14 protein-coding genes are annotated in these 17,307 nt (G+C 62.1%); 13 read left to right on the plus strand and 1 reads right to left on the minus strand.

Going from position 1 to position 17,307, the window contains the following annotated elements; all coding sequences use genetic code 11:
• The first annotated feature begins 37 nt into the window (after nt 1-37).
• From XI08_RS41605 to XI08_RS41615, 3 genes are all read left to right on the plus strand, one after another.
• The gene (locus XI08_RS41605) at nt 38-1,765 is read left to right on the plus strand and encodes a relaxase/mobilization nuclease domain-containing protein (RefSeq protein ID WP_271567599.1); all 1,728 of its coding nucleotides are present in this window, start codon (nt 38-40) and stop codon (nt 1,763-1,765) included.
• Nucleotides 1,766-2,157: 392 nt separating this feature from the next.
• Complete coding sequence (locus XI08_RS41610) at nt 2,158-2,286, plus strand: hypothetical protein (RefSeq protein WP_271567600.1); 129 nt, start codon at nt 2,158-2,160, stop codon at nt 2,284-2,286.
• A gap of 746 nt (nt 2,287-3,032) precedes the next feature.
• Nucleotides 3,033-5,504 carry a putative bifunctional diguanylate cyclase/phosphodiesterase gene (locus XI08_RS41615; RefSeq protein WP_271578886.1) on the plus strand — a complete coding sequence of 824 codons (2,472 nt, stop codon included), beginning with the start codon at nt 3,033-3,035 and terminating at the stop codon, nt 5,502-5,504.
• Between the two features lie 152 nt (nt 5,505-5,656).
• On the opposite strand, the gene XI08_RS41620 is transcribed toward XI08_RS41615, so the two are convergent.
• Nucleotides 5,657-6,466, minus strand: coding sequence for a polysaccharide deacetylase family protein (locus tag XI08_RS41620; protein ID WP_271578887.1), 810 nt, complete (start codon nt 6,464-6,466; stop codon nt 5,657-5,659).
• Nucleotides 6,467-6,980: 514 nt separating this feature from the next.
• Between XI08_RS41620 and XI08_RS41625 the strand changes: the two genes are divergently transcribed.
• From XI08_RS41625 to trbK-alt, 10 genes are all read left to right on the plus strand, one after another.
• Nucleotides 6,981-8,957, plus strand: coding sequence for a conjugal transfer protein TraG (locus XI08_RS41625; protein ID WP_097669086.1), 1,977 nt, complete (start codon nt 6,981-6,983; stop codon nt 8,955-8,957).
• A gap of 10 nt (nt 8,958-8,967) precedes the next feature.
• A complete protein-coding gene (locus XI08_RS41630; protein ID WP_097669052.1) occupies nt 8,968-9,390 on the plus strand; it encodes a CopG family transcriptional regulator in 423 nt (140 codons plus the stop codon).
• A 386-nt stretch (nt 9,391-9,776) separates the two neighbouring features.
• Nucleotides 9,777-10,439 carry a hypothetical protein gene (locus tag XI08_RS41635; RefSeq protein WP_097669053.1) on the plus strand — a complete coding sequence of 221 codons (663 nt, stop codon included), beginning with the start codon at nt 9,777-9,779 and terminating at the stop codon, nt 10,437-10,439.
• A 103-nt stretch (nt 10,440-10,542) separates the two neighbouring features.
• Complete coding sequence (locus XI08_RS41640; RefSeq protein ID WP_271578888.1) at nt 10,543-11,775, plus strand: MFS transporter; 1,233 nt, start codon at nt 10,543-10,545, stop codon at nt 11,773-11,775.
• Nucleotides 11,776-12,247: 472 nt separating this feature from the next.
• Nucleotides 12,248-13,168, plus strand: a complete 921-nt coding sequence (gene trbB, locus XI08_RS41645; RefSeq protein ID WP_271578889.1) for a P-type conjugative transfer ATPase TrbB — start codon at nt 12,248-12,250, stop codon at nt 13,166-13,168.
• Complete coding sequence (locus tag XI08_RS41650; protein ID WP_097669056.1) at nt 13,165-13,488, plus strand: TrbC/VirB2 family protein; 324 nt, start codon at nt 13,165-13,167, stop codon at nt 13,486-13,488. Before trbB ends, XI08_RS41650 begins: the two co-directional genes overlap by 4 nt.
• Nucleotides 13,488-13,751, plus strand: a complete 264-nt coding sequence (locus XI08_RS41655; protein ID WP_097669057.1) for a VirB3 family type IV secretion system protein — start codon at nt 13,488-13,490, stop codon at nt 13,749-13,751. The genes XI08_RS41650 and XI08_RS41655 overlap by 1 nt, the downstream gene beginning before the upstream one ends.
• Before the next feature lie 9 nt (nt 13,752-13,760).
• The gene (gene trbE, locus XI08_RS41660; RefSeq protein ID WP_271578890.1) at nt 13,761-16,202 is read left to right on the plus strand and encodes a conjugal transfer protein TrbE; all 2,442 of its coding nucleotides are present in this window, start codon (nt 13,761-13,763) and stop codon (nt 16,200-16,202) included.
• A complete protein-coding gene (gene trbJ / locus XI08_RS41665; RefSeq protein ID WP_097669059.1) occupies nt 16,199-16,933 on the plus strand; it encodes a P-type conjugative transfer protein TrbJ in 735 nt (244 codons plus the stop codon). The genes trbE and trbJ overlap by 4 nt, the downstream gene beginning before the upstream one ends.
• Complete coding sequence (gene trbK-alt, locus XI08_RS41670) at nt 16,933-17,307, plus strand: putative entry exclusion protein TrbK-alt (RefSeq protein ID WP_271578891.1); 375 nt, start codon at nt 16,933-16,935, stop codon at nt 17,305-17,307. The genes trbJ and trbK-alt overlap by 1 nt, the downstream gene beginning before the upstream one ends.

Consider the following 17,307-nt stretch of genomic DNA (forward strand, 5'->3'; position numbering starts at 1 on the left):
CATCGTTGCTCAGCTTTCGACACCTTGCGAGCTCGCGATGGCCAAAAACGACGATTTCCGCATCCGTCCCGGCCGCATCCGCTCGACCCGCGGGGCTCGGACAAAATCCTTTCTGGCGCAGGTGCTCACGGCGGCGCAGAAGGCGGGCGGGCTTTCTCGTAGTGGCGTGAGGCGCGGCAGCACGTTTGGGCGCGGCCGCGCGGCGAGCCTTGCCGCGTCGCGGCTCCTCAATAACCGCGCACGCGGCGCCATCGTCAAGGCGCGTGTTGTGCGGCGGATGCGTTCGCCAGGCGCGCTGCGTGCCCATATCGGCTATCTCCAGCGTGATGGGGTTACCCGCGACGGGGCACCAGGAAAGCTCTTTGACGCGGCGGGCGACGAGGCAGACGGCCGCGCCTTCGCCGAGCGCTGCGAAGGTGATCGGCATCATTTCCGATTTATCGTCTCGCCCGATGATGCCGCGGAACTGGAAAGCTTACGGACCTTCACCCGCGAACTGATGAATCAGGCTGCGCGGGACCTTGGCACCCGGCTCGATTGGGTGGCGGTCGATCATTGGAACACCGAGCATCCGCATATCCACATCCTCGTGCGCGGCCGCGACGATGACGGAAAAGACCTCGTTATCAGCCGTGACTATATCTCAACGGGGTTGCGCGCCCGGGCCGTCGACCTTGTGACCCGCGAACTCGGCCCGCGTTCAGAGCTCGAGATCCGCCAAAACCTCGACAGGGACGTGGCGGCTGAACGTTGGACCAGGCTCGACCGGGCGCTTGCCCGGGAAGCGAGCGCCGCGGATGGAGTCATTGACCTCCGGCCGGACCGGGAAGCCGCGCGAGACCCGCTGCGGGAGATCCGGATCGGAAGGATGCGCACCCTCGAGCGGCTGGGCCTGGCCGAGCCGGCCGGGCCGGCGCGCTGGGTGCTGGCGGCAGATGCAGAGCAGCGCCTGCGAGAGCTTGGCGAGCGTGGCGACATCATCAAGCGGCTGCACAGGAGCCTCACAAAGGATGGCGCCACGCGCGCACCGTCATCCTGGGCACTCGAAGGCGAACACCACGGCGAACCCTTGATCGGTCGGCTCGTGGGGCACGGGCTCGATGACGAGCTCAAAGGCACAGCTTTTGCCATTGTCGACGGGATCGACGGAAGGGTGCATCATCTCAAGCTCCCCGACATCGAAGCGGCTGGCGACGGGCCTATTGGCGGCATCGTGGAACTGCGTCGTTTCGAGGATACGAGGGGCCGGCAGCGGATCGCGCTGGCCGTCCGCTCAGACCTCAGTCTTGACCAGCAGGTGGCGGCGGAAGGGGCGACCTGGCTCGACCGGCGCCTCGTCGCGCGTGACCCCGTGGATCTCTCACGGGCCGGCTTCGGTGCTGAGGTCCGCGCTGCACTCGATCGGCGGATCGACGTGCTGGCGGAGCAGGGCCTTGCCCGCCGCGACGGCGACAAGATCACGCTTGGCCGTAACCTGATTGGGACCCTGCGCAACCGCGAGCTCGAGATCGTAGGCCGGCGCCTGGCCTCTGAAACGGGGCTGACGCATTTGCCGGCCGAGGCGGGCGAGGCCGTTACCGGGACTTATCGCCAACGGCTGTCGCTGGCGTCGGGCCGCTTCGCCATGATCGACAATGGCCTGGGCTTTCAGCTCGTGCCGTGGCTACCGTCGCTGGAGCGTGAGCTGGGCAGGCAGGTGAACGGCATCGCCGGTCCTGGCGGCGTGGATTGGAGTTTCGGGCGCAAGCGCGACCTCTCGCTCTGACCCGCCGATCCCCGCGCCAAACTGCGCGCTCCTACGACGTCGAGCGGATTGCCGTTGCACAGTCACCTGCCGTTGCCGCATTGCCTCGGTGCATGTCCGCAGATCGTCTGGAGCCGTGCGCCACGACGGCGCGAGATGGCGGCGATCATCTCGGTCGAGACGAGCTGGACCAACGCCCTATGGCCGATCTCGGTCACCGTCGTACTCTTCGGCACGTTGTTTGGCGGCTCATCGGCGCTCGCTCGGGATGCCTGATGAGCTTTCCTATGGCGCAAAAGCAAGCATACGGAAGAGCCTTCCGCGGCGCGAAGGTCGAGCTTGCTGTCGATGCCCGCGCTAGCTTATGAGCTGCTCAACCAACCAGTGCTTTTCAAGCTCAAGGCGTCGCCCCCGTGTACAAGGTGTACAAGGCCGGCTTCGATCTCGCCATCGAACATGAACAATTCAAGTGGCAGCACCGAGCACCTGTCCAGCGCGCGCCAACTGAGAAGGCTTTACTGATTGCGGACCGCTTTGATTGATGGCTGCACCGTCAGCCGGTAAACAATGAGGTGATCCGACCCGCACGCTTCGATCAGTGTGCCGCAAGCAGGGCAGTGGTACTTGCATTCGATGCCGCGCTCAGACGTAAGCTCAAGACGGCGGAAGCCAGCACCGCACTCGGAACACGTTACATCGCTCTTTCTCATGCCTGGCCTCCTCGCGCTGCACGCCGTCATAATTCTTTGACATGTGCTTGTTTGCGCCGCATCTCCTTGGGTCCGGAGTCTCAGGCAAGATCATCATCGCGGATCGCTCGCTGATGCCCAGTGCCTTGTCCGTGTGCTCACAAAATTCACATAGATGCACGTTGATAAGCTGGAACCCTTTTTGGGTTGCTTGGTGCCATTCTCGGCGTTGCGCGCTAGAACGAAGTTAGAAGCAATTTCGTCCGTTCGGCAGATCGGAGTTATTACAAATCCGACATCGAACAAACATTACGCGGATAATTGATGGAACGCTCCGCGGGTCGCTATGCGACATTCAAACCGCTCGCCGGAAGTTTCTCCTCGTCATACTGCTTCCTACCGGCGTATTTCAGTCGAATTATCCGCCGTGCCGACGATTTCCTGCGTCGAGATGCGTCGAAGACGATCACGAGGGGTGTCCTCGGAGCGGCTATTGGTGAGCCGCACCAGAGCTGACTGCGTCATCGCTTTAACAGCGAATTAAGCCGAGCTGGATTTGATGTCGCGCGGGCAGGAAGTTTAGGTCTCGGGGGCGTGTGATGAATGCTGCCAAGGGTCAATCCACGAAATTGGATGCGAAGCTGTTCGATGACGTGCCGGTCCTGCGGCGCAAGTGGCAGGCTGCGCTCAAGCCCGGCGAAACGCTTCCCCGCTATGAAAATGTGTTGCTCGGGAGCCTCGGGCGGCTCGCCGATCATCTGGTGCTGCTCAAGTGTGACAATGGCGCGTTTGCTGTTTCGCGCACTGGTCGCTATGCGCAGAATTGGCTGGGCGATGCGCGCTGGAACATTCCGATGGATGCGCTACGCCCCGATTGTGCGACAGTCCTCAGTGAGGCAGTCTCGAACGCGATTGCAAACAACCGTCCCTATCTCGCGGCCGCACATTGCGTGCGCGCAGGCATGGTGCGGACGTACGATGTGCTGGCCCTGCCGACCTTCTCGCGTTGGGGCGGCACACTGGTCGGCGCCTATGTCAACGAGCGCGGCACGGAATTCAATCTAATCGATGCGATCTTTTGCACGACTGATGACGGCGTAGTCTCGCTCTCAGCCCTTCGCGATCCGACGGGCAGGCCGCTTGATTTTCAGGTCGTGCACCATAATCAAGCGGCGGTGAAGCTCCTCGACGTGGCAGAACACAGCCTGCTGTGGCAGCGTCTGAGCAATTCAGACCATCTGCTCTGTTCGCAAGAGGTTGTAGGGCGGTTGCGGGCTGCGGTCACGAACGACCAGAGTGACCAGTTCGAGATCGAAGACGATAATCGGAGCCTGCGCTTGGGGGTTAGCGCCTTCGGCAATATCGTGTCCCTGGTTATTTCCGACGTTACGTCCTTGAAGCGCCGAGACGCCTCGTTCAGGCTGCTGTTCGACAGCAATCCAATGCCGATGTGGGCCTTCGACGCCGAGACGATGGACTTTGTGAGGGTTAACGACGCGGCGGTGCAGCACTATGGCTATGCCCGCGAGACTTTCCTGCGAATGAAAGTTCAGGAGATCTGGCCAAAAGACGAGCAGGTCGGCTATACGCGGGCGCTACGGGACGCCGGAGATATCTATCAGTCCGAACATCCCTGGCGTCATGTCAAGGCCGATGGCAGCGAGATTTGTGTGCTTACCTTCGGGCGACGCCTCATAATCGAGGGCCGCGAGGGCTATTTGGTCGTGGTGTTCGACATCACCGAACGACGGAAGGCCGAGGCCCGCATCGCCCATATGGCACTCCACGATGGATTGACGAACCTTGCCAACCGTGCGCTCCACCGGGAGCGGCTAGGCGACGCACTCGAAAACGGCAATGCAGCCGGCAAACACGTCGCGGTGCTGTGCATCGACCTTGACCTCTTCAAGAACGTCAACGATTCATTCGGCCATGCCATGGGAGATCACCTGCTCGAGCAGGTGGCCGACCGGTTGCGCTCGCGTGTCGCCGGCAACAATCTGGCGGCACGGCTCGGCGGAGACGAATTTGCCGTCATCCTGACCGACGACATCTCGCCGAACCGGGCAAGCGATTTCGCGGCCGAACTGATCAGGAGTTTGAGTGCGCCTTATGAGATCGACGGCAATCAGGTGGTGATCGGCGCGTCGGTCGGAATTGCGCTCTCACCAGGCGACGGTACGAGCAGCGAGGAGCTGATGCGCAACGCCGATATGGCGCTCTATCGCGCCAAAGAGGATGGCCGCGGCACACATCGCTTCTTCGAGCGCGAGATGGATTACCAGGCGCAGCGACGCCGCGAGCTGGAGCTCGACCTGCGCCGCGCCTTTGCCGATAGCGAGTTCGAGTTGCACTATCAGCCCCTGGTCGACATCGCGAGCGACAAGATCTCAGGGTTTGAGGCGCTCCTGCGCTGGCGCCATCCGGAGAAGGGCATGATCTCACCCGCGGAGTTCATTCCGTTGGCAGAGGAAATCGGACTGATCGCGCCCCTCGGCGAGTGGGTGCTGCGCGATGCCTGCAACGAGGCGGTGAAGTGGCCGTCCGAGATCAAGGTCGCGGTCAACCTGTCGCCGGCACAATTCCGTAGCCTTCACCTCGTCCAGGTGGTGATTTCAGCACTGGCCAATTCGGGCTTGGCGCCTAAGCGGCTCGAGCTCGAAATCACCGAGTCCGTATTCCTGGCCGAGACCGAGGCCAATCTCGCGATTCTTCACCAGCTGCGCGAGCTTGGAGTTTCCATCTCACTGGACGATTTTGGAACGGGTTATTCCAGCCTGAGCTACTTGCGCAGCTTTCCTTTTGACAAGATCAAGATCGATCGCTCCTTTGTAAAGGATCTGGCGATACGTTCCGACTGCGGCGCCATCGTGCGCGCGATCTCGGGCCTCGGACGCAGCCTCAACATCACCACGACCGCGGAAGGGGTGGAGACCACCGAGCAGCTCGATTGGCTTCGCGCCGAGGGCTGCAACGAGGTGCAAGGATTCTTGTTCAGCGCCGCCAGGCCGGCCGCCGAGGTGGGGCAGCTTTTGCTTCGTTTTGGCGCAAGAGCGTCGAAAGCGGCCTGAATTGCGACGCCACATCAACAGGTTCGTTATCTTCGATCCCGATCGGGTCGCGATACCGCCCAGAAACGATCTATAGCGCCCTTGTCGTGCTCTCGCCAATGCGCGTCTTTCTGCGAGCGTTATGATGGCAGGGAGCGACGTGACGCTAGGCATCAATGTGGCACTTCGGCGTTCTTCTGGGCCGAAATAGCGGGTACCAGATGCACGACCCGATACCCGTTCTCATGCAGGTAGCGTAGGAACGCGGGCATCATGGCCGCCGTTCGGGGCTGCGCGTCATGCAGCAGAATGATGCCCTTACGAGCGGCCTCGAGCCGCTCGATCACATTCTTGAGCTCCTGCTCCGGGGTGACGTTCTCCCAGTCGCTCGCCCAAAGGTCAGCTCCGAACACGACGATCCCGCGCGTCTGTAAGAGATCGAGCGTCGCAGGCGTCGCGTCGAAATATGGGAAGCGGAAGAAGGGTGTCGACGGGGTTTTAGTCGAAACGCCGTTGAGCGCCATTTCAACGGCCGCGATACCGCGATCGATGGCCTCTTTCGCCTGCTCGAACGGAATCTTCGACATCATCGGGTGCGACCAGCTATGGTGCGCAATCGTATGGCCCTGGGCGGCGATGCGCCGAACGAGTGCAGGAAATTCCGCGGCGGACCTGCCGACCAGGAAGAACGTGGCCCGTGCGCATTCGTGTGCGAGCGCCTCCAGCACCTTTTCCGTGTTCGGCGGACGCGGCCCGTCATCGAAGGTGAGGACGATCTCATGGTCCGCCAGAGGAAGGGTCTCTGGAAAGTTGTTTAGTCCCACGCGCGGATAGGTCGTCGCATCGACAGCGAGAACGCGTGACGTGCCCAGTGCATTCGGCCGCGGGCAGCCCGCCGCGTTTGTCGCGGCGACGCCGGCAAGCACCACTATTGCAGCGCAGCCGAGCCGAGAAGCCAATCTGTGCAGGCGCAACTTTGTCATGTGCGCTTGGTGCGACCTTGATTGTGAGGTGACCCCGTGTCACTCCGCAGATTATTCGATGCCTGTCGCGGGATTGCTGCGCATCCATGGTATGTCGCGCGCAAAAGCGTCGCCGAACCTCGCCGTGACCGCTTAAACCGCTCCTGAGGCGATCGAGACAACGCGACCTTGCGGAAAGGAGCGCCGTGAACTCAAGTTGGTCCGATCGACGGTGCATCAGCAACGGGGTCTGAGCAAATCTCCGCTGTTGCCTGTCTTACCGGAATCTCGACGCAAGCGCTCGGCTGAGACAGTGACTGCTGTTCGTCTGTGGAGATCATTGTCTTTGCGGAGCGCCATGCATCATTGCACGGTGCGTAGGCGCATCGCCGGTCTCCACAGCGTCGATTGGCGCTTTGAGCGCAAACGCAGCTTTCGCTCTGCGCCGCAGATCCTGCGCTGCGACGCGCGCGATTGCGACGTGCGCGTGGCTCTTGTTGTGTGCAGCACGGAGGTGGTGTCCACATCTAAATCCATGTCCGCGACGAAGATCATTTGGCATCAGGTAATCCTGGTTTGTCTGGTCGTGCTCGCCTTCCTGTGGGCGGCGACCGAATGGACCGCCTGGCAACTTGCGTTTCAGCCGCAGCTTGGACCCGCGTGGTTCAGGCTCGGGCATTGGCCGATTTACCAGCCGGCAGCCTTCTTCGTCTGGTGGTTCCAATTCGATGCTTACGCACCCCGCATCTTCCTTCAGGGCGGCGCCATTGCCGCGGGCGGCGGCATCGCGGCAATTGCGTTAGCAATGATGCTTTCGGTCTTTCGGGCACAAGAGGCGAGAGACGTCACCACCTACGGCTCCGCGCGCTGGGCCGACGCGCGGGAGGTGAGGCGCGCAGGCCTATTGGGGGCTGATGGCGTCGTGCTCGGCCGGTTTCAGGGCCATTATCTGCGGCATGACGGGCCCGAGCATGTGCTCTGCTTTGCCCCGACGCGATCGGGCAAGGGCGTCGGCCTTGTCATCCCAACCCTTCTGACCTGGCCCGCATCGACCATTGTTCATGACATCAAGGGGGAGAATTTCCAGCTGACCTCCGGCTGGCGCGCGCATTTTGGACCCGTGCTGTTGTTCGATCCAACCAATCCGGCCAGCGCCGCTTACAATCCGCTTCTGGAGATCCGTCGTGGAGATTGCGAGGTGCGAGACGCCCAGAACATCGCTGATATCCTCGTCGACCCTGAAGGTGCGCTGGAGCGGCGCAATCATTGGGAAAAGACCAGCCATTCGCTGCTCGTCGGCGCGATCCTGCATGTCCTCTACGCGGAAGCCGACAAGACGCTCGCGGGCGTCGCAAACTTTCTGTCGGATCCAGCCCGTCCGATTGAGGTGACGCTGAACGCAATGCTCGCAACGGCCCATCTTGGAACCAGCGTCCATCCCGTCGTGGCCTCGGCTGCGCGAGAACTTCTCAACAAGAGCGAGAACGAGCGCTCGGGCGTTCTCTCAACCGCAATGAGCTTCCTGGGGCTCTATCGCGATCCGGTGGTTGCCAAGATCACCGCACGGAGCGCCTGGCGCATCCGCGATCTCGTCGACGGTCCTCGACCCGTCTCACTCTATCTCGTCGTTCCGCCATCCGACATCGTCCGGACAAAACCCTTGATGCGGCTCATCCTCAACCAGATCGGGCGGCGGTTGACCGAGAGCCTGGATCCTGACCGGCGCCGGCAGAAGCTCCTCCTGATGCTCGATGAGTTCGCAGCCCTTGGCCGGCTCGACTTCTTCGAGAGCCAGCTCGCGTTTATGGCTGGCTACGGCATCCGCAGCTTTCTCATCACCCAGAGCCTTAACCAGCTCGAACGCGCCTATGGACCGAACCACGCGATTCTTGACAATTGCCATGTCCGGATCGCTTTCTCGACCAATGACGACCGGACTGCCAAGCGCGTCTCCGACGCGCTTGGGACCGCCACCGAGCTACGAGCCATGAAGAACTATGCCGGGCACCGGTTAAGCCCATGGCTTGGACACCTGATGGTAAGCCGCCAGGAAACCTCGCGGCCCTTGCTAACGCCCGGCGAAGTCATGCAACTCTCGTCCAAAGAGGCGATCGTGATGGTTTCCGGAGTGCACCCGCTGCGTGCCACCAAGGTCCGCTACTACGAGGATCCGCAGTTCCAGCGGCGGGTGCTGAAGCCGCCGGGCCCCGAACGTGCCGCCTTGGCTGCGCAGCCCGATGATTGGTCATCGCAAGCGTCAATTGCTCCTTCGAGCGTGCTGCTCACGAGCCGCAAGCGCAAGAGCGACGACCCGAACGGAGGCCTTCGCCGGGAGCCGGAATTGCCGCAGCATGAGGAGATCGAGGTCAAGGTGCCGCTTGCCGAACATGAGTTCGATGCAGGCCTGGATGAGGGTGACGCCGATGCCGTCCAGGCGCAAGCCTTCAGCCGATCTATTCAGGGCGTCGCGCGAAACGTCAGCCTCGACCCTGACGATGGCATGGACCTCTGAGCCTGTCAAAATGAAGAAGACCCAGCTCAGCATCTACCTCGATCCGGAGATCTCCAAGAGCCTCGATAGTTTCGCAAATCATCGTGGCCAGTCCAAGTCGTTGGTCGCCGAGGCCGCGATCGCCTCGTTCCTCTGCCCGGACGATTCCGATCGGCGCGAGGCGGCGATCGCCAAGCGGCTCGACCGGATCGCGCGCGTACTCGAACGCCTTGAACGCAACGACGGTGTAACGCTTGAGACGATTGCGCTGTTCATCCGCTTCTGGCTGACCTCGACCCCGGCGCTCCCTGAACAATCGGGACCAGCCGCGCGCGCCAAAGGGGCGGAGCGCTACAATCGCTTTGTTGAAGCGCTCGGACGGCGGCTTTCCAGCGGATCGACCGTTCTTAAAGAAGTGAGCATGGACTTTGACGCCTCGGAGAAACCTGAGTGAGGAAGGTTTCCGCAGCAGATGGGCGATTTAACGGCTCTCGTTTCTGAAGACCGATTCCGAGATAGGCCGGCTCTTGCACCGACAGCCAGCCGTGAAGCGACGAAGGGACTGACGCCTCGTTCAAGTCGCCAACGCTTCCATAGCCGTCATTTGGGATGTTGGCCCCGCGAGCCGAACAGGTCCGGCTCTGATCAGGCCACCCTTCCTTTCTTTGCCTACGCCAGAGCGCGACGGGCATGTTCGTGCGGTTGATGTCGTGTTTGGCCTGCTTCTTTGTGAGCCCGTCATCGCTGGGGCGATTCATCGTTATCGATCGGATCTGCGTCGCGGGCTGGACACGCCCGTCGTGTGGCTTTGAGCGGTCGCAAAGTGGGGAACATGGAAATATGCAAGTCGATGAAGGCCTCGAAAGCCAGCCCAGCTCGAAGTTGAATCAAGCTGGTAGCGATGCCCAGCCGGTCTCGAACGAAGCTCCGCGAACCAAGAAGGTCACTGTGCAGCTCTCCGAGAGCATGGTCGAGCGGCTTGAAGCTGCGACCGATCGCCCGGGACTCGGCAAGAGCGTGGTCGTCGAGACGGCACTTGAGCGCTTTTTCAGTCCTGCGCTGCCGATCGAGGGGGGCGTTCATGAGGCTCTGGAGCGCATGAGTGGCCAGATGGCGAGGCTTGAGCGCGAGATCGCGATCATTGCCGAGACGGTGGGTCTGCATGCGCGCTATCACCTCACCGTGACACCTCCCATGCCGCCATCGGAGCAGCGGGAGGCGTGCCTGCTCGGCGAGCGGCGCTTCAAGGTATTGGTCGAGCAGGTCGAGCGCCGGGTTCGGCTCGGACAGCCATTGATACGGGAGACCATCGATCGGCTGGGAAGGGCCAGTCGACCTGCGTCTGAAGCTCACGGCCGCCCATCAGGCATTACGGCTCCAGAGCAATTAAATCGGGAAGCTTCGTCCGCAGCCGCCGCGCGTGGAGAAACCGAGCCGAGCGCTGCCGCCGAGGAGGGCGGCAGCAGTCTGAACTTTCGGAGCCTGCCCAACTCCTTCTGTTGAGCTGGCCGACCGGGCCGGGAGAAGCGCGCCGAAACAAGGGCTGAGCAAAATATTCTCCGAAAAACGCCTCGAGCGCCTTCCAGTTTCGCGGCTCATCGCCTGCGTGTTTCTTCCCTTCGCGGCCGGGTACTACCTGTCCTACCTGTTCCGGACGATCAATACGCTGATTGCTGGACGCCTCACCTCTGATCTCGGGCTTGGCGCTGCCGATATTGGGCTGCTCACGTCGATCTATTTCCTGATCGTCATGGCGGTCCAGATTCCCATCGGCATGTGTCTGGACCGCTTCGGCCCGCGGCGGGTCCAGAGCACACTGTTAGGCGTTGCTGCAGCGGGTGCCGCGCTCTTTGGACTATCAACGGGAATCCTGTCGCTCCTCGTTGGTCGGGCGATGATCGGGCTTGGAACCGCAGCCGCCCTGATGTCAGGCTTAAAAATCATCGTCCTCTGGTTTCCGAGAGAACGTATGGCTCTTCTCAATGGCTTCATGATCATGCTGGGATCATTGGGGGCGGTCACAGCAACAGCGCCGGCCGAGGTGCTCCTGGACGGGATCGGCTGGAGGGGGTTATTCGAGGCGCTGGCGGCAGTGACTGCGCTTGCTGGCATTTTGATTTATCTTGTGGTTCCAGAACGATCCACGGGGTCTCTGCCGAGCACGAAGCCTGCCACCCTGAAAACCATCTATTCGGACGCGCGCTTCTGGCGAATTGCGCCTTTGTCGGCGACCTGCATCGGATCGGCCTGGGCACTGCAATCCTTGTGGGCGGCACCCTGGCTTGACGATGTCGAGCGGCTGGACCGAACGAGTCTCGTCGATGAACTGTTCGCCATGGCGCTTACTTTGAGTCTCAGTGCCCTGCTCCTGGGCCTGCTTGCAAACTGGGTGCGCCGTCGCGGCAAGACAACGGAAGCTCTCTTTGCGGTCGTCGCGGTGATGTTGATCGGCGCTGAGCTTGTGCTGATCCTGCATCCGCCCTGGCTGTCACTTCTTCCCTGGTACGCCGTATCGGTCGCCGCATCAGCGACAGCTCTGACCTACGCCATCATAGGGGACTATTTCCCGACTGAACTCGTCGCGCGAGCCAACGGCGCATTGAACGTCCTGCAATTTGGCTGGGCGTTCATCGTGCAGTACGGAACGGGACTGATTCTGGAGCAATGGCCTCTCCAGGCGGGGCATTATCCCTTGATCGCCTACCAGATCGCTTTCGGAGTGAACGTGTTGCTGCAGCTGGCGACGCTCGTCTGTTTTGCCGTCCCGTGGTTCGGAGGCCTGAAAAGGGAGGGTTGGACCTTTGGTCGCACGTCAAGGAACGGGCCGATGGAGCTCTGATGAGGTCATTGTCCCGGCGGCTGAGGTTGTCATCCTGGAGACGGATGAAGATAAGGCGTGGTGACGCGAGGCTATCGCCCGGCTGCGGCCATGGCTCGTTGGCCTGAAAGGAAGGGTTGGAGCTTCCGCACACGTCGTGGCGCGGGCGGCTCGAGCTCGGTCGAGGTCGTTAGTCCACCAGCGGAGCTTGTCATCCTGCAGGCGGATGAAAGTGGGGCGTGGTGACGCCAGGCTGTCGTTGGGCTGATGTCGCAATGCCCCCGTTCTTCGGCTCGTCAATGACATTCTTTCCGAATCTTTCTCTTTCTACGCCAGGCTACGAACGACGTGGTCCCTTGTTGCGATGGCGCAGGTTCTGCCTTTTCTAGTTGTCCCCATGAGAGGCCGCTGATCGTCAGCTGCCTCGGTTTCCTTGGGGGCAGTCGTGGTCATCCATTCATTTCATTCGGAAGCTGAGCTACGCGGAGCGCGCATGCTCCGCACGGCGTTAGGGCCCGCAATCGCAGGCTTCCTGGAAGATCCTTCCGTCGTCGAGGTGATGCTCAACCCAGATGGCCGGCTGTGGATCGATCGGCTGTCGAGCGGGCTCACTGACACTGGCGAGAGCTTACCTCCGGCCGACGGCGAGCGCATTGTCCGCCTGGTGGCGCATTATGTCGGCGCCGAAGTTCATCCGGGCTCGCCCCGGATCTCGGCCGAGCTGCCGGAAACGGGCGAACGTTTCGAAGGATTGCTGCCGCCGGTCGTGGCCGCGCCGGCGTTCGCGATCCGTAAACCCGCCGTGGCCGTCTTTGGCCTCGCCGACTATGTCGCTGCCGGCATCATGAACGCGGAGCAGGCGAGCGCACTGCGCGAGGCGGTTGCCGCAAGGAAGAACATCCTGGTCGCGGGCGGCACTTCGACCGGCAAGACCACGTTGACGAATGCGCTTCTGGCCGAGGTCGCCAAAACGTCAGACCGCGTCGTCCTCATCGAAGATACGCGGGAGCTTCAATGCCAGGCGCCGAACCTTGTGGCGCTGCGGACCAAGGACGGCGTCGTCTCGCTGTCGGATCTGGTGCGCTCATCGCTTCGCTTGCGGCCTGACCGCATCCCGGTCGGCGAGGTGCGCGGTGCCGAGGCGCTAGACCTCTTGAAAGCCTGGGGGACGGGCCATCCCGGCGGCATCGGCACGATTCACGCCGGCACCGCGCTTGGAGCCCTGCGGCGGCTCGAGCAGCTCGTCCAGGAGGCCGTCGTGACGGTCCCGCGCGCGCTGATCGCCGAGACCATCAACGTCATCGCCGTGCTGTCCGGCCGTGGTGCCGAGCGACGCATGAGCGAGCTCGCCTCTGTCACCGGGCTCGGACCATCGGGCGATTACAGCCTTTCGAAGATCGGAGATCAGTCATGACCACGCCATCATCTCTTGGCCGGAGCTTTTCAGTCATCGCATTCGCGGCTCTTTATCTGGCAACTCAACCGGCATGGGCCGCCGGCTCGAACATGCCCTGGGAGCAGCCGCTCAACCAGATCCTCCAATCGGTTGAAGGCCCGGTCGCCAAGATTATCGCGGTCATCATCATCATCGTGACCGGGCTGTCGCTCGCCTTCGGCGACACGTCAGGCGGTTTCCGGCGTCTGATCCAGATCGTGTTTGGTCTGTCGATCGCCTTCGCCGCCTCTAGCTTCTTTCTGTCGTTCTTCTCGTTCGGTGGCGGGGTGTTGATCTGATGGATGAGCCAGTCGCAGGCTTTGTCGCGCCCGTCCACCGCGCGCTCACTGAACCGATCCTGATGGGCGGCGCGCCACGCTCAGTCGCGATTCTCAACGGCACGTTGGCCGCCGCGCTCGGCCTCGGCCTGCGGTTGTGGCTGGCAGGGCTTCTCCTGGCCTTCATCGGCCACATGGCCGCGGTCTGGGCTGCGAAGCGCGATCCAGAATTCGTCGAAGTCGTGCGCCGCCACGTTCGCGTCCCCGGTCATCTCAGCACCTGAAGTCGGTCAATGATGAATCTTGCCGAATATCGCCGCTCAAACACGCGCCTAGCCGACTTCCTACCCTGGGCCGCCCTGGTCGATGAGGGAATCGTCCTCAACAAAGATGGCTCGTTTCAGCGGACAGCGCGGTTCAGAGGGCCAGATCTCGACAGTTCTGTCCCGGCTGAGCTTGTCGCGGTCGCAGGCCGGCTGAACAACGCGCTGCGGCGTCTCGGCTCCGGGTGGGCAATCTTCGTGGAGTCGCAACGGCATTCGGCGGGACGCTATCCGCCGGATATCTTCCCGGATATCGCCTCCGCCTTGGTGGATGCGGAGCGCAAAGCGCAGTTCGAGGAGGCCGGAAGCCACTATGAATCGAGCTACTACCTGACGTTTCTCTATCTGCCGCCCGCCGAGAGCGCAGCGGTGGCAGAGCGTCTCCTCTACGAGGGCAGCCACCGCGGCGCGGGAGCGGACGCGCGAGAGGTGCTTGCCGGCTTTGTGGACCGGACCAACCGTGTGCTGCAGCTCGTTGAAGGTTTCATGCCGGAATGCGGCTGGCTCGATGACGAGCAAACGCTGACCTACCTTCACTCGACAGTCTCGACCAAGCGGCACTGCGTGCGCGTGCCCGAAATCCCGATGTATCTCGATGCGCTCCTTGCCGACCAGCCGCTGACCGGCGGGCTGGAACCGATGCTGGGGGAGGCGCATCTGCGCGTGCTGACGATCGTGGGATTTCCGAGCGCGACGACGCCCGGCATTCTCGACGATCTCAACCGGCTGGCCTTTCCGTATCGCTGGTCGACCCGGGCCATCATGCTCGACAAGACGGATGCGACGAAGCTTCTGACGAAGATTCGGCGGCAATGGTTTGCCAAGCGAAAGTCGATCGCCGCGATCCTCAAGGAGGCGATGACCAACGAGGCCGCAACGCTGCTCGACACCGATGCCCACAACAAGGCGATGGATGCTGACAGCGCGCTGCAGGAGCTCGGCTCGGATCAGATCGGCGAGGCCTTTGTCACGGCAACCGTCACGGTCTGGGACCGGGATCCGCGTGCAGCTGATGAAAAGCTGCGCCTCGTCGAAAAGGTGATCCAGGGCCGCGACTTCACCTGCATGGCCGAGACGGTCAATGCGGTCGAAGCCTGGCTCGGCAGCTTGCCGGGACAGGCTTATGCGAACATCCGCCAGCCGCCGGTCTCGACCTTGAATCTCGCCCATATGATCCCGCTGTCTGCTGTCTGGGCAGGAGAAGTGAGGGACCATCATTTCAAGGCGCCTCCGCTGTTCTTCGGCAAGACGGAAGGCTCCACCCCGTTCCGCTTCTCGCTTCATGTCGGAGATGTCGGCCACACCCTCGTGGTTGGGCCAACCGGTGCCGGCAAATCCGTGCTGCTCGCACTGATGGCGCTGCAGTTCCGCCGTTATCCGCAAGCTCAGATCTTCGCTTTCGATTTCGGCGGGTCGATCCGCGCAGCCGCAATCGCCATGGGCGGCGACTGGCATGACCTTGGCGGCGCGGTTGCCGGAGAATCCGCAGCGTTCGTTGCTCTTCAGCCGCTTGCGCGGATTGAGGACGTTGGCGAGCGCGGCTGGGCAGCCGATTGGATCGCGTCGATCTTGGGCCGCGAACGGATCGAGGTCACGCCCGAGACGAAGGATCATGTCTGGTCAGCATTGACGTCGCTTGCCTCCGCGCCAGTCGGGGAGCGCACGCTGACTGGCCTTTCCGTTCTGCTCCAATCCAATGCCCTAAAGCGCGCGCTGCAGCCCTACTGTCTCGGTGGTCCCTTCGAGCGGCTCTTGGATGCGGAACGCGAGCGGCTGGGAGAGGCTTCCGTCCAGGTCTTCGAGACCGACGGATTGATCGGAACCGATGTCGCGCCCGCGGTCCTTTCCTACCTGTTTCACCGGATCGAGGACCGGTTTGACGGCCGTCCGACCCTGCTCATCATCGATGAGGGCTGGCTTGCGCTCGATGATGCCGATTTTGCCGGAAAGCTCCGCGAATGGTTGAAGACGCTTCGCAAGAAGAATGCCTCCGTCGTGTTTGCGACCCAGTCGCTTGCGGATATCGACGGGTCCGCAATTGCATCCGCCATCGTCGAGAGCTGCCCGACCCGGATCTTGTTGCCAAATGACCGGGCCATCGAGCCGCAGATCATGACGATCTACCGGCGTTTTGGACTGAACGACCGGCAAATCGAAATCCTCGCCCGAGCCACGCCCAAGCGCGATTACTACTGCCAGTCGCGCCGAGGCAACCGGCTGTTCGAGCTCGGCCTTGGCGAAATCGCGCTTGCCTTTGCAGCCGCGTCTTCCAAGGCCGATCAGGCTCTCATTGAGCAAGTCCTTAAGGAGCACGGGCGGGACGAGTTTGTCACTGGGTGGTTGAAGGCTCGAGACATCAGCTGGGCCTGCAATCTCATTCCGCAGCTTGCGAAGGAAGGAAGCTTGTCATGAACCGTCTCCGTCAGCTGACGGCAGCGAGCTTGGTCGCTATGGCCGTCATGCAAGTGCCCCGAGAGGGCAAGGCACAATGGATCGTGTTCGACCCCAACAACTACGTGCAGAACGTCCTTACAGCGGCGCGTGAGTTGCAGCAGATCAACAACCAGATCACATCTCTGCAGAACGAAGCGCAGATGCTGATCAACCAGGCGAAGAACCTGGCGAGCCTGCCATATTCGTCCCTTCAGCAGCTCGAGCAGTCGATTCAGCGTACTCAGCAGCTGCTCTCGCAGGCCCAGCGGATCGCCTACGACGTCCAGCAGATCGATCGCGCCTTTTCCACAACTTACGCACCCGCATCATCGAGCGTGTCCAATGGGTTCATGGTCGCCAACGCGCAAACACGCTGGCAGAACTCCGTTGCCGGGCTGCAGGACGCCATGCGCGTGCAGGCGAGCGTTGTCGGCAATCTCGACACCAATCGGACCCAGATGTCGGCCCTGGTCACCGCGAGCCAGGGCGCGTCAGGCGCACTTCAGGCGAGCCAGGCCGGCAATCAGCTCCTTGCACTGCAAGCGCAGCAGCTAGCGGACCTTACCGCCGCCGTGGCCGCGCAAGGTCGGGCGCAAACGCTTCAGGCAGCGCAGCGGGCAGCAGCGCAGGACCAGGGGAGGGAGCAGCTGCGGCGCTTTCTGATCCAGGGCCAGGGCTATCAACCAACAACCGTGCAGATGTTCCACTGATGATGAAGTCCAGATTCGAACGGCTGCCGGTGGCGGTGGCACTTAGCCTGGCTGTCCTGTTCGTTGCGGTCTGCGCCATTCGTCTGCGCGGCGATGAGAGCGCTACCCAATCTTCCGCCTCGGGCGCTGCGAAGCCCGACCCGATCGCGGCAAAGCTCGAGCAATGCCGCACCGTCACCTACAAGCAGAAAGACGCTCTCCTCGAATGCCAGAAGATCTGGGCGGAACAACGCAGCCAGTTCTTGAAGGGAAGTGGATTCTCAAGCGGTGCGGATAGCCGGGCGGGCGTCGGGCCATCGCCATCTCTTGTGCCGCGTAAGGACGAAAGCCGTCTTCCGGCCGGTTATCCATCTATTCCGAGCCAAAGCGAGTGA

This window comes from Bradyrhizobium sp. CCBAU 11361 (assembly GCF_028128935.1).
Taxonomy (GTDB): domain Bacteria; phylum Pseudomonadota; class Alphaproteobacteria; order Rhizobiales; family Xanthobacteraceae; genus Bradyrhizobium; species Bradyrhizobium niftali.